Below are 13,869 nucleotides of genomic sequence, written 5' to 3'. Positions count from 1 at the left end.
CAAGGGAGGGCAGCCATTGATACGCAAGTTGATGGCAGACATATACTCAAACACCCGTACGTCTAACGTACGGGGAATATACAAGCAAAGTTGGATGATCAGACGCTGGTGACTTTATCGATGAAGTAGCTGGTGCGTTGTTTCTGGCGCAGCATTCTCTGCAGGATATTAGGCAACTGATCCGGTTTCAGGCATTGGATAATGTTGAGGTCCAGGGTTTCGCGCAAGTCAATGATTTCGCCATCTTCCTCATTACTATCGTTGAGCAACTGGATAAACGGGCGCAGCGGTTGTTGCGGGTTGGTCGACAGCACAGTTGCCAGTTTCTGGTCGGATAGGCGGATCACACTGCCTGGCGGGTAAATGCCCAAGCACTTGATGAAGCGGCGCAAAATCGTTTGGTCAAACTGGTGGCGCTGTTGGGCAAACATGACACTCAGTGCTTCATAAGGCGTTTTTGCTAGTGCAGGATTAGAAGGATTGCACAAGTTATCGTACATATTCGCAATGATCAGGATATGCGATAAGGGATCGATTTCATCGCAATGCAGGCCTTTTGGGTAACCGCTGCCATCGGCAAATTCATGATGCTGGCCTATGATGGACAGTATTTTTTTCGGCACTGACACTTCTTTCAGCATATTCAGGCCCAGCACGACATGAGTCTGGTAAATCGCTGTTTCACGCACACTGAGCGGGTCTTTTTTCAATAATATCTTGTCGCTGATCTGCCGTTTGCCGATGTCGTGCAGAATCGCGGCCATGCCAAGAATGATGGCATCTTCATCGCTGACATTCAGATTTTTCGCCAGCAACATGGAAAGCACCAGGATATTCAGTTCATGCTGGTAATGCTGGTCGCCAATGCGGTGGCCGTTCATGGCGTGAATCGCAATATCACCTTCTGTCAGCGTGCTGGCCACCAGGTCCAGGACCACGCTGGACGCCATGCCATAGGCCTGGTCAGGATGCTCTACCGACATTTTCTGGATGTTCCACACATCTGAACTGGCTTTCAGGAATTTTTGCTCGCTTTCGCTGATAGCATGCTTGAGCGCCAGTTGCTGTCTTTGCGCCGCGCTTAACTCCGGACTATCGTCTATCACTTCCAGTTTGGCTGAAAAAGCCTTTCTCAAAGGGAATTCAAACACATTGTCATTTTTGCTGCTGGTTCTCAGTGGTGTGCTGGAACTGCGGCGCGGGTCATAGCGTAATTGTGTGAGCCCAAGGGATCTAATGGTTTCAATCTGCGATTCGTCAGTGACTTTAAAGTTGCTGATGGAGAAAGGATGGTCCATCCATCCCAAATCCAGATGGATGTACAGTCCGATCTGGAGTTGTTCTATGTCGATATAAAAAGTATCGGAGGCGTGATTAGGCATGGCGTTTTATTTTTCTTTGATTGTTTAACACTAATAACTGCAAAAAGTCGTCCGAGTTGACCGGGTAGGCGTACAAATAGCCTTGCGCCGTCTGGCAACCCAAACGCTGTAAAAATTTTTCCTGTTCTTCTGTTTCTACTCCTTCAGCAACAACGGTAAAGCCTAACTGGGTGGCCATCGCATAAATGGCACTGGTAATGGCCGCATCATCTTTGTCATCCGGCAAATCTTTGACAAAGCTGCGGTCAATCTTGATCTGGTCCAATGGCAGGCGTTTCAGGTGTGACAGCGATGAGTAACCGGTGCCAAAGTCATCAATCGCAATGCTGATGCCCAGTTTCTTCAACTGGTTAAAGGTATCCACCACATGCTGTGTATGCTGCATCAGCGTGCTCTCTGTGATTTCCAGCTCGATAATCGAGGGGTCGCAATCACTTTCCATCAATATGCCATAGACGGTATCGGCAAACTTGCTCTTCATGATCTGCACGGCGGACACATTGATGGCAATCTTCTTGAATTCAGGATGCCGTTTGTGCCATGCATGCGCCTGACGCACTGACTCGCGCAACGCCCATTCACCGATGCTTAGAATCAGGCCGGTTTCTTCCGCCAGCGGAATAAACTTCATTGGCGGGATCAGGCCCTGTGTCGGATGCTGCCAGCGTATCAGCGCTTCAGCGCCGATAATGATGCCGGTATTCAGGTCTATCTGCGCCTGGTAGAACATTTTAAGCTGTTTTCTCGACAGCGCCTGGCGCAACTCGGTTTCCAGCTGGAAGTGCTCCACCGCATTGCGGCTTAGTGCAGCATCGTAGAATGACACATGGTTTTTGCCATTGTTCTTCACTTGGTACATGGCGAGGTCAGCGGCTTTGATCAAGCCTTCCACATCGCTTGCATCATGCGGATACATGGAAATGCCTATACTGGCGCCTATGAAGATTTCATGATGGTCAATCATGAACTGGCGCTTGAGTGTCTCCAGGATGTCTTGTGCTTTGTGAGCAGCATCTGCCTTGCTGTGCAGGTTTTCCAGCAAGACAATGAATTCATCCCCACCCAGGCGGCCGACAATATCAGATTCACGCAACGAGGCCTGGATGCGCTCGGTCACGCCCAGTAATAACTGGTCGCCGGTGTAATGGCCCAGGCTGTCGTTAATATTCTTGAACCTGTCCAGATCAATAAATAATACCGCCGCTTGTTGCTCATTACGGTTTGCGCGTTGGATCGCATGCGTGAACAAGTGGTTAATCAACCTGCGGTTAGGCAGGCCGGTCAACGGATCATGGTTGACCAGGGAGTTGAGTTGCACTTGTGAGCGCTTCATCTCGGTGATATCAGCAAACACACCCACGTAATTGGTAATTGCGTTGGCATGGTTGCGTACGGCGGTAATCGTCATCCACTCGGTATAGCTTTCGCCATTTTTGCGTACATTCTCAATTTCGCCAGACCATTTGCCATGACGTTTGAGGGCACCGAACAGGCCGCGTGGGCGCTGGCGGAAAATTTGCGGTTTGAATCCCAGTACTTCTGATTCATCAAAGCCGGTGATCAGGGTAAAGCCCTGGTTGATGCCCACCAGTTCACCGGAAGGATTCACAATCATGATGCCTTCGGTGGTGCTGTCGAAAGCAATTTTAGCCAGTTTCAGGCTTTTACCGGTTTGTTCACGGTCAATGGCTATGCTCAAAGTACGGCCAATGGCCATCAATGAACCTAATTCCTGTGAGCTGGTGCTTTCTGCATCGAAACAGCGTTCAATCACCATGGATCCCCACCACTCGTGATCTATCATCAGCGGCACGATCACCAGGTTGACGGTGTCATGTGACTTGAGCAGGAAACGTTCGTCTTCCGGCAAGGTATGCGCATCGCACATCACCGGTTGCCCTTTGGAGAGCAGGTCATGCCAGCGTTTCAGCTCGGGGGTGAGGAATGAAATTTTTTCCCAGTGCTCGTAAGTGGAGTGGAAGCCATTGGTGGCCCAGTGAAACAGCGCCTGAGAGCGTGTCTCGGATTTTTTGCGTGCCGTGGTCGTATGATGTTGCAGCAAAGTCGCGCGGCTAAAGCGGAATGACAGGCAGCATTGCTGCAATACGTTTTCTGCTACAGTTTGCCAGCGCTCAGCAGAGTGCAGCATCCAGTCGCATGAGATCAGGGTGTCCAGCACCGCGCTGCGGTTCAACAACTGGTTCTCAATAAATTTCTGCTCGCTGACATCACGGGCGACTGTAATCAGGTGGCTGGGCTGCTCGCCCTGGTCGAAATAAGCGGTTTTATTTACTTCCAGCGTTTTATAGCCACCCTGTGGCAAGTGCACCAACTCTTCATTATGGTAAGACTGGCGGGTCTGCCACACGGTCTGGTCGGATTTCTCGTGATGTTCAAAACTGTTGCGGAATACCGGATGCAAGGTATCGGCAATTTGCAGATTGTTCAGGAACTCATAATCAAAGTTATCAATCTGGAAAGTGTTCAGCATGCGCTGGTTTGCCATCATCCAGCGATTATCATGGTCTTTGATCGAGATCAGGTCCGGGCTCATCTCAATCAGCGAATGTACGATGGATTGCATATGCACCAACTGCTCGGCCAGGGCATTTTCCTGCTGTTCCAGCAGCAAGCCAACTGCACTTCTGCCATGTTGGGAATAAAAAAGGCGGCATTTAAATGCAAGATTCAGGTCGTTGATACGGGTGTGCAGGGTCACTTCGGTCTGGTTGTCACGCATGGCTTGTACCAATGCCTGGCGCATGTCTTTAGGTAAAGCGTCTACGCTCTCGCCCAGCAGTTTTTTTGCCATCTCGTTGGCAGCCACGCACTGTGCCCGGCGGTTGATTGCCAGCATGGGCAAATCAGGCATGCTGGCCGCCAAAGGCTGTAGCCACGCTGTGCTATGATGATCAAAGGTTGCTTGCATATCCATAAGTTTTATTGCTATCCGACAGGTAGTCGTTATTCGTCCAGTTATTTGGGTTAACGGCGTCTGACACCCTAACTTTAGCAGCTTTGTCATTTGTAAAGAATTATATTTTTTAATCTAGTTAAGTAAGGATTTTGATCGGTGAAATGGCTGATTAGCGGGTTGCTGGTGGTGTGTAGTTTTTGTGTGTTGAATCAGGCCGGTGCGCACGACGCGCATACAGAACATGCCGGGCCTGGCCTGGCTGTCAGCCTCGCAACTGACGCCGATGGCCGGCTCTGGCAGGCGCGTACCAGCAAAGGGCATGTGTGGGTGTCATCCAGCGAAGATGCGGGGCTACACTTCAGTACGGAAGTGGCAGTGAACCCTACGCCTATGAAAGTGGCCGCTGATGCCGAAGCCAGGCCCAAAATCGCGGTTGCCAACAACGGCAACCTGTATCTGAGCTGGACTGAATCGCTTAAAAAGCCTTTTGCCGGTTATATCTGGTTTTCACGTTCTGTGGATGGCGGAAAAAGTTTTGAAACACCTTATTACATCGTGCATCACGACCGGGCAGAAATCACGCATCGCTTTGATGCGCTACAGCTTTCCGCCGATGGCTCAATTACCGTTGCCTGGGTAGATAAACGCGATTTACTGGCGGCCAAAGCGGCCGGTAAGCCCTATGATGGTGCTGCGATTTATTACGCTGTTTCCACTGACCAAGGTAAAAGTTTTGCTACCGAGAAAAAGCTGGCCGACAGCAGTTGTGAATGTTGCCGGATTGCCACAACAAGTAAGGCTGATGGCACGGTAGCTGTTTTGTGGCGACATGTGTTTGCCGGGAGTGAGCGCGACCATGCCATGGCCGAAATCAACAGGCCGGGCGCTGGCAAATCGGGCAAGCCCGCTATCGTGCGTGCCAGCTACGGGCGCTGGAAAATTGATGGTTGTCCGCATCACGGCGCGGCGCTGGCTGTGGGTGAAGGGTTTGGCTACCATCTTTCCTATTTTGACGGTGCCGGTGACAAGCCCGGGTTGCGGCTGGTGCGCATGGATGGGCAAGCCTGGGTAACAACACCGCCAAGACGCATCGGCGACCCTAAAAAGAACGCCGGACATCCTGCTTTACTCAGTATCGGGGATAAGGTCTGGCTGGCATGGCAGGAGCGCAGTAATGAGGGTATGGATATTGTGACCATGGCTTCACTGGATGGCGGCAAAACCTGGGGTTTGCCCGCAATAGCCGTGCATAGCAATGGTAAGCTGGATTATCCGCAATGGCTAAACGCGCGGGGACAAGCTTTGCTGGCGGTGAACAGTGCCGAAAAAGGGTTGTTGGTCGTACCATTTCCCCCACAATGATCAAGCGGAAACTCGCGCAAATTTGATCCCCCTCTATTGAAAACGTAAAAACCCGCCGCATTATAGGGTTATCCCGCCGCAGTATGTGGCATGACTTTAGTGTGAAAGGGTTTACCGTGCGTTTTGATAAGCTCACTACCAAATTCCAGCAGGCACTCGCCGATGCGCAAAGCATGGCGGTGGGTGCCGACCAGCCAACAATAGAAGCACCGCATTTACTCCTGGCCATGTTGAACCAGGATGATAGTGGGGTAGCTACCTTGCTGTCGCGAGCCGGTGCGCAGGTCAGCGCCTTGAAAACAAGCCTGGAACAGGCGGTGGATGCGCTGCCCAAGATCAGCGAAAACAGTGGCGAAGTCACCATTTCGCGTGATCTTAATAACCTGTTGAATGTCACCGATAAATTCGCCCAGAAGAATGGTGATACCTATATTGCCAGCGAAATGTTTCTGCTGGCACTTGCTGAAGACAAAGGCGAAACCGGCAGATTGCTGAAACAGCATGGCGTCAATAAAACTGTGCTGGAACAGGCCATCAAAGCGGTGCGCGGCAATGATTCTGTTAATAGCCAGGAGGCAGAGGGCCAGCGCGAAGCCCTGAAAAAATTTACCCTGGACCTGACCGAACGTGCGCGCGCCGGCAAGCTGGATCCGGTGATTGGTCGTGATGACGAGATCCGCCGCGCCATCCAGGTATTGCAACGCCGTACCAAGAACAACCCGGTGCTGATCGGTGAGCCTGGCGTTGGTAAAACCGCCATCGTCGAAGGGCTGGCTCAGCGCATCGTCAATGGCGAAGTGCCGGACTCACTCAAAAACAAAAAAGTGCTGAGCCTGGATATGGCTGCATTGCTGGCGGGTGCTAAATACCGTGGTGAATTTGAAGAGCGCCTGAAATCGGTGTTGAAAGAGCTGGCACAGGATGAAGGCCAGACCATAGTTTTTATCGATGAGATCCATACCATGGTCGGTGCCGGTAAGTCTGAAGGCGCCATGGACGCCGGCAATATGCTGAAACCGGCACTGGCACGCGGCGAGTTGCACTGTGTCGGCGCCACCACGCTGGATGAGTACCGCAAATATATCGAGAAAGATGCCGCACTGGAGCGCCGTTTCCAGAAGGTGCTGGTGGATGAGCCATCCGTAGAAGCAACCATCGCCATTTTGCGTGGCTTGCAGGAGAAATATGAACTACACCATGGTGTGGAGATCACTGACCCGGCCATTGTCGCGGCGGCAGAATTATCCAATCGCTATATCACAGACCGTTTTTTGCCTGATAAAGCCATCGACCTGATTGACGAGGCGGCATCCCGTATCAAGATGGAGATCGACTCAAAACCGGAAGTCATGGATAAGCTCGACCGGCGCTTGATCCAGCTCAAGATTGAGCGCGAAGCCGTGCGCAGGGAAAAAGATGAAGCCAGCCAGAAACGCTTTACCCTGATTGAAGATGAAATCGACAGGCTGGAAAAAGAATATGCCGACCTGGAGGAAATCTGGAAGGCTGAAAAAGCGGCGGTCCAGGGGTCTGCTGGCGTTAAGGAAGCGATAGAGAAAGTCAAACTGGATATGGAAGCCGCTACCCGAAAGGGCGACTGGCAACGCGTGTCGGAGTTGCAATATGGGAAATTGCCGCAACTGGAGGCGCAGTTGAAGCATGATTCCAGCACTGAAGCACCTTTAGCAGTGAAACATAAAATGTTACGCACTGAAGTCGGCGCTGACGAAATCGCAGAAGTGGTCAGTCGTGCCACCGGTATCCCGGTGAGTAAAATGATGACTGGCGAGCGCGAAAAACTGCTGCGCATGGAAGATAAATTGCATGAACGTGTGGTCGGCCAGGATGAGGCTGTGCGCCTGGTGTCAGATGCCATCCGCCGTTCGCGCAGTGGCTTGAGTGACCCTAACCGGCCATATGGCAGCTTCCTGTTTTTGGGCCCGACCGGTGTCGGTAAAACCGAGTTGTGCAAGGCACTGGCCGGCTTTTTGTTCGATAGCGAAGAACACCTGATCCGCATCGATATGAGCGAGTTTATGGAGAAGCATTCCGTCTCCCGCCTGATTGGTGCGCCTCCCGGCTATGTTGGTTATGAAGAGGGTGGCACGCTGACTGAAGCCGTGCGCCGTAAACCGTATTCAGTGATCTTGCTGGATGAGGTAGAGAAAGCGCACCCGGATGTGTTCAATGTGTTGCTGCAGGTATTGGATGATGGCCGCCTGACCGATGGCCAGGGCCGTACGGTAGACTTCAAGAATACCGTGATCATCATGACCTCTAACCTTGGAAGCCAGATGATACAAAGCATGGCTGACCAGGATTACCAGGTGGTGAAACTGGCGGTGATGGGTGAGGTGAAAGCACATTTCCGTCCAGAGTTCATCAACCGTATCGACGAGGTGATTGTGTTCCACTCACTGGGTGAAGCGCATGTCAGGTCAATTGCGAATATTCAGTTGCAGTTGCTGGCTAAACGTGTGGCCGCCATGGATATGCACCTGGATATCAGTGATGCGGCGCTGGCTGAAATCGCCAATGCCGGATTTGACCCGGTATACGGGGCGCGCCCATTGAAGCGGGCGATACAAAGCGAGATTGAAAATCCGTTGGCAAAAGAGATCCTGGCCGGGCATTTTGCAGCCAAGGATACGATACACGTGGCTTTTGAAGCCGGGAGAATGCAGTTTAATAAAGCCTGATGGTGTTGTAGTGGCGAACCAACCTCATTGAATAGGGTCATAATGATTATGGCCCTATTCTTTTTGCGGGTTAGAATGGAAAGATCATGAATCAGTTTAAATGCTTGCGTTTAATTCTTGTAACTACTTTGCTGGCAGGGTTGGCAGGCTGTGCTACACAGCCACCGCAGCCTGTACAGATTGAAAGAATTTCGCCAGAGCAACTGGCGGCTTTGTTGCCACCCGCACAATCTACTTTGACTTTGGAAGAGATTGTCAGCATGAGCAAAAAAGGCAAATCAGATGCCGAGATCATTGAGGCAATCAAGCAGTCGCAATCCCGCTACTCACTGACACCTTCAGAGGTGTTGAGCTGGCATCAAAAAGGGATTTCAAAAGGCGTTCTGGATTATATGCAGCAGGCTAACGCACTGGCTCAGCAGAATGCCATTGCTGATGAAATTAACAAGCGTGAGAAAGCGCGTGTAGAAGCGGAAACCAGGCTAAAACGTGAACGTGATTCCGCCCGTTTGCGTAGTATGGACCCATGGTTTTATGGCGGCCCTGGTTATTACGGTGGTCCGTGGGGCTATCGCCCGTATTGGGGTGGTGGATGGCGTTATTGGTAAGTTGGTCATGTGAATCTCAAGCCCGGGACTTGGACAGCTATTTATGATTGCGTTTTGTAGTGGAAAACAGGCATGAGACAGAGTCATGAAACACTGAGTATTAATGCGCAAGGGCGACGCCTTTATGACATTACACCGCAAGTGGCGCAGTGGATTGAGCACTCTTCTGTCCAGAGTGGTTTGCTGACTTTATACATACAGCATACGTCTGCAAGCCTGTTGATTAATGAAAATTATGACCGTGATGTATTAGTGGATCTGGAAGCGTTTTTTAATCGCTTAGCTCCAGATGGCGACGAACTTTTTATACATACGGTGGAAGGGCCGGATGATATGCCTGCCCATGTACGAACAGCGTTAACGCAAACCAGTTTGTCTATCCCTGTGATCAACGGCAAGGTTGCGTTAGGGCAGTGGCAGGGTATTTTCCTGTTTGAACATAGGCATCAACCAGCCCGTCGGCAGGTGTTGATGCATGTGATTGGCGAGTAAGCCAGTGGTTTTACGATAGCAATGTTTTTTTAACTATAATCAGAAGTAATACAAGGAGAAACTTTATGAGATTGAACACTTACTTGCTAACTGTTATTTTAGCACTGGGTTTAGTTGCTTGCGGCAAGGAAGAAGCCCCTGCACCTGAGACAGCAGCTCCCGCGGCAGAGTCCTCTGCTGCCACGCCTGCCCCGGCTGAAGCCAAGTCTTCAGCGGGTGGCGGTTATGAGCCTGCGTCCGACGAGCGTGTGCCTGGCATTACTGTATCCAAAGAAGAGCTGGAAAAACAGTTGGAAGCAGCACGCGCCAATACACCACAGCCTGAAATTCCTGCTGAAGAGGGTGCAAAAGCAGAGTAGGTTTACAATTTTAATCACAAGTCTGTAAAGCAGGCTTGTGATAGCAAAGCAGCATAAAAAAAGCGCAGTTCACTGCGCTTTTTTGCATCAGGCATCCAATCCATGATGCCTATTTCACCGAACTCCATTGCAGCGGATCAAACGGAATGCTGTTACGGCGTAATTCATAATACACACCATTCTCGGCATTGCCGCCACTATTGCCCACCGCCGCGATGGTATCGCCGCTTTTCACCGGCTGGCCAGAAGATTTATAGAGGGCTTCGTTGTTGCCATACAGGCTCATGTAGCCATTTCCATGATCAACCACAATCAGGTTACCAAAGCCACGCATCCAGTCAGCGAACACTACCTGGCCACCGGCCACTGACTTGACTTCACTGCCTTCCTTGGCGCGGATAAACAGGCCTTTCCAGCTGACGCCGGTTTCTGCACGGGCGCTGCCGAAACGATTGATCACTTCGCCACGCACCGGCAGGCGCAATCTTCCCCGCAACTGGGCGAAATTCTCTTTTAAGGCGTTATATTCCGGCAGGGTGTCATTCTTGGCGACCACTGTACTGCTTTGAGATTCAGTTTCAGCATCATCTTTATTTTGTCCGTCTACCCTGGACTGTGGTGAATGTTCGGATGTGCGGCCACTGGATTTTTTCTTGCGTGCCTGTTCTGCCAGGCGTTTGGCCGCCGCTTCTTTTTCACGTTTGGCTTTAGCGATGGCTTCCTGTTCACGTTTCCTGGCTTCGGCGGCCAGTCGCTGGAACAGTTTGGATAAGGCTTCCTCATCCTTTTTCAGTCTAACCAGTTGCTGTTCCTGCGTCTCGATTTGTTTGGAAAGCTGGGTCAACACTTCAGCACGCTTTGATTTTTCGTTCACCAGTTTATGCGTGGTGTCGCTGTATTGCGTCGCCAGCCGGTCTGTTTCATGCAGTTGTTCCGTAGTCGCGGTGCGCACGCGCTCTATGGCATCGCGGTTATCCTGCAATGACTGTATTTGTTCCTGATGGGCTGCCGTCAGGTAACCGAGGTATTTCAGATTGCGGGTCGTGTTGGCTGGGTCCTGCTGCTGAAGCAGCATCTGTAACGGACTATTATTGCCATGCCGGTATTGCTGGTTGAGTTGCTGGCTGAGCGATTGATTCTGCTGGTTGACCTGACGTTGCAGCAGCGACATTTGCTTCTGCAAATCTTGCAGTTTGCTGCGGTTTTCCTGCTGTGCATCCTGGATATCACGTAACTTTTTACGTGAGGCACTGATGGCGGTTTCGGAAGCTTTCAGTGCCTCATTGGCGTCTTGCCGGGCCAGCTGTGAGGCTTTAATCGCATTGGCCAGCTGCTGTATCTTTTCCTTGACCTGTTCCAGGTCGCCTTTGGCGGCATCTGCTTTGTCGCTACTTGCTGCCCTGGCAGGCAGTGCTTCTACTGTAAGAAGAACACATAGTCCTGTGGCTAGCAGGGCATAAAACCCGGCCGCTGACAAACAGTTGCGTAGAGTAAGATTTAGCAATGAGGTATCAGGCATTCACCAATGTCTGCTTAAGCCGCTTCACTCAGTACAATCAGGCTTTCACCTGTCATTTCAACCGGTTTTGGCAAGCCCATCAATGTCAGCAAGGTCGGCGCGATATCAGACAGTGCACCGTCAACGTTCACTGTGCCAGAGCGGCCAACATAAATAAATGGCACCAGGTTGGTGGTATGTTGCGTATGTGCCTGGGCACTGTCATGGTCAAACATGCTTTCGGCATTGCCATGGTCCGCGGTAATAATCACTTCAGCGCCGCTTTTTTGTGCGGCAGCGACGACCTTGCCTACGCAGGCATCCAGCGTCTCCACTGCTTTAATGGCGGCTTGCAGGTTGCCGGTATGGCCAACCATATCCCCGTTGGCATAATTGCAAATGATTGCCTGGTATTGCCTGGACTCAATCGCCGTCACCAGCTTGTCGGTGAGTTCATAAGCGCTCATTTCCGGTTGCAGGTCATACGTTGCGACTTTAGGCGAGGGCACCAGAATGCGGTCTTCGCCGGTAAATACGGTTTCTTCACCGCCGTTAAAGAAAAACGTCACGTGCGGATATTTCTCAGTTTCGGCAATCCGTAATTGCTTGAGGCCTAGGTTGGCAACATATTCGCCAAAGGTATTAGGCACGGTGAAAGGAGCAAAAACAGGGTGTGCCAGACGCTGGTTTTTATCGTATTGCGTCAGTGTTAAATAGTGACTGAATGCTGGTACACGGCTACGTGTAAAACCATCAAATGCCGGATTCAGCAAGGCGTCCGTGAGCTGGCGGGCGCGGTCACTTCTGAAGTTCATGAACACCAGCGCGTCGCCATCTTCCATACGCACAGGAACTTCATTGGCTGCACGAATCGCCGTACATTTCACAAACTCATCGCTTTCATCACGGGCATATGCTTGCTCTAAAGCTGCAAGACTATCGGGCGCTACATATTCGGCGTTGCCATTGACCAGTAACTCATAGGCGACTGAAACACGTTCCCAGCGTTTGTCTCTATCCATGCCGTAAAAACGGCCACTCACCGTGGCGACCTTGCCTACACCCAGTGCTTGCAGGTGATTCTCCAGTGCCTCGAGATAAGGTTGCGCACTTTTAGGTGGCGTGTCACGCCCATCAAGGAAGGCGTGGATATAGACTTTGCTCAGGCCTTGCTGTTTGGCCATCTCGACCAGCGCATGGATATGAGGCTGGTAACTGTGTACGCCACCGTCGGAAAGCAGGCCCAGAATATGTAAAGCCTTGTTTTGCGCTTTCAGCGTTTGCATGGCATTAACCAGCGCAGGCAGTTTAAAAAACTCGCCACTGCTGATGCTATTGTTAATGCGCTCAAAGTCTTGAAAAACGATACGTCCCGCCCCAATATTCAGGTGGCCCACTTCAGAATTACCCATTTGCCCATCAGGCAGGCCAACGTAGTGCTCGGAGGCGTTAATCAGGCCATGCGGGTAATGTGTTTTCAGGTTGTCCAGGTTGGGCGTGCTGGCTTGTAATACAGCGTTGTGTTCAGTGGTTTCGCTATGACCAAAACCATCCAGAATGAGCAAAATAACAGGTTTGATTGACATGGCTAACAATTTTAAAAGTGGTGACGGGACGTCGGATTCATGAATTAGGCTATTATAATCGCAACCGCAGGCCGCGCATACCTAAGGCTGATGCTGACTGCGGATCCGACAACATAGAAGGTAACAGATCACGTGGAATTTTTTAAAGAAAATGTATTATTAATCGGCCTGGCACTCGGTTCTGGCCTGGCATTACTGGTGCCCATGCTCAGCCGCTCTGCGGCAGGCACCACATTGGTGACGGCGACAGAAGCGGTGATGCTGATGAGCCGCAAACAGCTGCTGGTGCTGGATGTGCGTGAGCCGGATGAGTTCAAACAAGGGCACTTGCATGGCGCGCGTAATGTGCCCTTATCTGAATTGGCGACGCGAATAAAAGAGCTGGAAAAGTTTAAGGATAAGCCTGTATTGCTGGTATGCGAGCGAGGTAACCGTACCCGTTCCGCCGCAAAGATACTGAAAGCGCAGCAATTTACTGCATTGCATCAGTTAAAAGGTGGCATGCAAGCCTGGCTCGAGGCCAAGATGCCTCTTGGCAAATAATATTAGCAGGCTTGAGCAAACGATTAGCTTGGGCAAAAAGTGAAGTCAGAAAGGTAGTCATGGCAAAAGTAATGATGTATACCTCGGCAGTTTGCCCTTATTGCATCAATGCCGAGCGCTTGTTGCGCAACAAAGGCGTGGCCGAAATTGAAAAAATCCGCATAGATTTGCAACCTGAATTGCGCGCGGAAATGATGGAGAAAACCGGACGCCGTACCGTGCCGCAAATCTACATAGGCGAGCGCCATGTCGGCGGCTTTGATGATTTGCATGCACTGGATGTACGTGGCGAGTTGGACCCGTTGCTCGCAGCATAATGGCGGGATAGAAATCCAGATAAAAACCATCACAAAAAACACATAGTCAGGCCGTGTATGACCAGTTAGAATAGCGGCTTTGCGTATTGAAATTACAAGGATAGAT

The 13,869-nt window shown here is 51.0% G+C and carries 11 protein-coding genes; 7 read left to right on the top strand and 4 right to left on the bottom strand.

The genetic code is table 11. From position 1 onward, the window contains the following. Positions 1 to 98: 98 nt before the first annotated feature. Both ACFQ2T_RS06220 and ACFQ2T_RS06215 read right to left on the bottom strand, forming a co-directional pair. Positions 99 to 1,382 (bottom strand): HD-GYP domain-containing protein, encoded by a 1,284-nt coding sequence (locus ACFQ2T_RS06220; RefSeq protein ID WP_379031944.1) that lies wholly within the window; start codon positions 1,380 to 1,382, stop codon positions 99 to 101. Further along, a complete protein-coding gene (locus ACFQ2T_RS06215) occupies positions 1,375 to 4,317 on the bottom strand; it encodes an EAL domain-containing protein (protein WP_379031941.1) in 2,943 nt (980 codons plus the stop codon). Before ACFQ2T_RS06215 ends, ACFQ2T_RS06220 begins: the two co-directional genes overlap by 8 nt. 147 nt (positions 4,318 to 4,464) lie before the next feature. Here ACFQ2T_RS06215 and ACFQ2T_RS06210 point away from each other — a divergent pair, with 147 nt between their 5' ends. The 5 genes from ACFQ2T_RS06210 (at position 4,465) to ACFQ2T_RS06190 (ending at position 9,819) form a co-directional block, all read left to right on the top strand. Next, entirely contained in the window at positions 4,465 to 5,661 is a 1,197-nt protein-coding gene (locus ACFQ2T_RS06210) for a sialidase family protein (protein ID WP_379033908.1), read from the top strand. Positions 5,662 to 5,777: 116 nt separating this feature from the next. Next, positions 5,778 to 8,360, top strand: coding sequence for an ATP-dependent chaperone ClpB (gene clpB / locus ACFQ2T_RS06205; protein WP_379033906.1), 2,583 nt, complete (start codon positions 5,778 to 5,780; stop codon positions 8,358 to 8,360). A gap of 86 nt (positions 8,361 to 8,446) precedes the next feature. Continuing rightward, a complete protein-coding gene (locus ACFQ2T_RS06200; protein ID WP_379031939.1) occupies positions 8,447 to 8,968 on the top strand; it encodes a hypothetical protein in 522 nt (173 codons plus the stop codon). Between the two features lie 72 nt (positions 8,969 to 9,040). Then, a complete protein-coding gene (locus ACFQ2T_RS06195) occupies positions 9,041 to 9,460 on the top strand; it encodes a secondary thiamine-phosphate synthase enzyme YjbQ (protein ID WP_379031936.1) in 420 nt (139 codons plus the stop codon). Positions 9,461 to 9,525: 65 nt separating this feature from the next. Beyond that, the gene (locus ACFQ2T_RS06190) at positions 9,526 to 9,819 is read left to right on the top strand and encodes a hypothetical protein (protein ID WP_379031933.1); all 294 of its coding nucleotides are present in this window, start codon (positions 9,526 to 9,528) and stop codon (positions 9,817 to 9,819) included. Between the two features lie 109 nt (positions 9,820 to 9,928). Here the strand turns inward: ACFQ2T_RS06190 and ACFQ2T_RS06185 are convergent, their stop codons facing one another. Further along, the gene (locus ACFQ2T_RS06185; protein ID WP_379031930.1) at positions 9,929 to 11,338 is read right to left on the bottom strand and encodes a murein hydrolase activator EnvC family protein; all 1,410 of its coding nucleotides are present in this window, start codon (positions 11,336 to 11,338) and stop codon (positions 9,929 to 9,931) included. A gap of 14 nt (positions 11,339 to 11,352) precedes the next feature. Continuing rightward, positions 11,353 to 12,903: a 2,3-bisphosphoglycerate-independent phosphoglycerate mutase gene (gpmI, locus tag ACFQ2T_RS06180; RefSeq protein ID WP_379031928.1), complete on the bottom strand. Its 1,551-nt coding sequence runs from the start codon at positions 12,901 to 12,903 to the stop codon at positions 11,353 to 11,355. Positions 12,904 to 13,035: 132 nt separating this feature from the next. On the opposite strand from gpmI, the gene ACFQ2T_RS06175 reads away from it, so the two are divergent. Both ACFQ2T_RS06175 and grxC read left to right on the top strand, forming a co-directional pair. Beyond that, the gene (locus ACFQ2T_RS06175) at positions 13,036 to 13,446 is read left to right on the top strand and encodes a rhodanese-like domain-containing protein (protein ID WP_379031925.1); all 411 of its coding nucleotides are present in this window, start codon (positions 13,036 to 13,038) and stop codon (positions 13,444 to 13,446) included. A gap of 59 nt (positions 13,447 to 13,505) precedes the next feature. Beyond that, complete coding sequence (gene grxC / locus ACFQ2T_RS06170; RefSeq protein ID WP_379031922.1) at positions 13,506 to 13,763, top strand: glutaredoxin 3; 258 nt, start codon at positions 13,506 to 13,508, stop codon at positions 13,761 to 13,763. Positions 13,764 to 13,869: the final 106 nt, after the last annotated feature.

It is taken from the genome of Methylophilus flavus (genome assembly GCF_042678905.1).
GTDB classification, from domain to species: domain Bacteria; phylum Pseudomonadota; class Gammaproteobacteria; order Burkholderiales; family Methylophilaceae; genus Methylophilus; species Methylophilus flavus.
This window is presented reverse-complemented; position numbering and strand designations above follow the sequence as displayed.

Coding starts and splice junctions, on each gene's coding strand:
- ACFQ2T_RS06220 (WP_379031944.1), bottom strand. CDS start 1,382: ATGCCTAATCACGCCTCCGATACTTTTTATATCGACATAGAACAACTC.
- ACFQ2T_RS06215 (WP_379031941.1), bottom strand. CDS start 4,317: ATGGATATGCAAGCAACCTTTGATCATCATAGCACAGCGTGGCTACAG.
- ACFQ2T_RS06200 (WP_379031939.1), top strand. CDS start 8,447: ATGAATCAGTTTAAATGCTTGCGTTTAATTCTTGTAACTACTTTGCTG.
- ACFQ2T_RS06195 (WP_379031936.1), top strand. CDS start 9,041: ATGAGACAGAGTCATGAAACACTGAGTATTAATGCGCAAGGGCGACGC.
- ACFQ2T_RS06190 (WP_379031933.1), top strand. CDS start 9,526: ATGAGATTGAACACTTACTTGCTAACTGTTATTTTAGCACTGGGTTTA.
- ACFQ2T_RS06185 (WP_379031930.1), bottom strand. CDS start 11,338: ATGCCTGATACCTCATTGCTAAATCTTACTCTACGCAACTGTTTGTCA.
- gpmI (WP_379031928.1), bottom strand. CDS start 12,903: ATGTCAATCAAACCTGTTATTTTGCTCATTCTGGATGGTTTTGGTCAT.
- grxC (WP_379031922.1), top strand. CDS start 13,506: ATGGCAAAAGTAATGATGTATACCTCGGCAGTTTGCCCTTATTGCATC.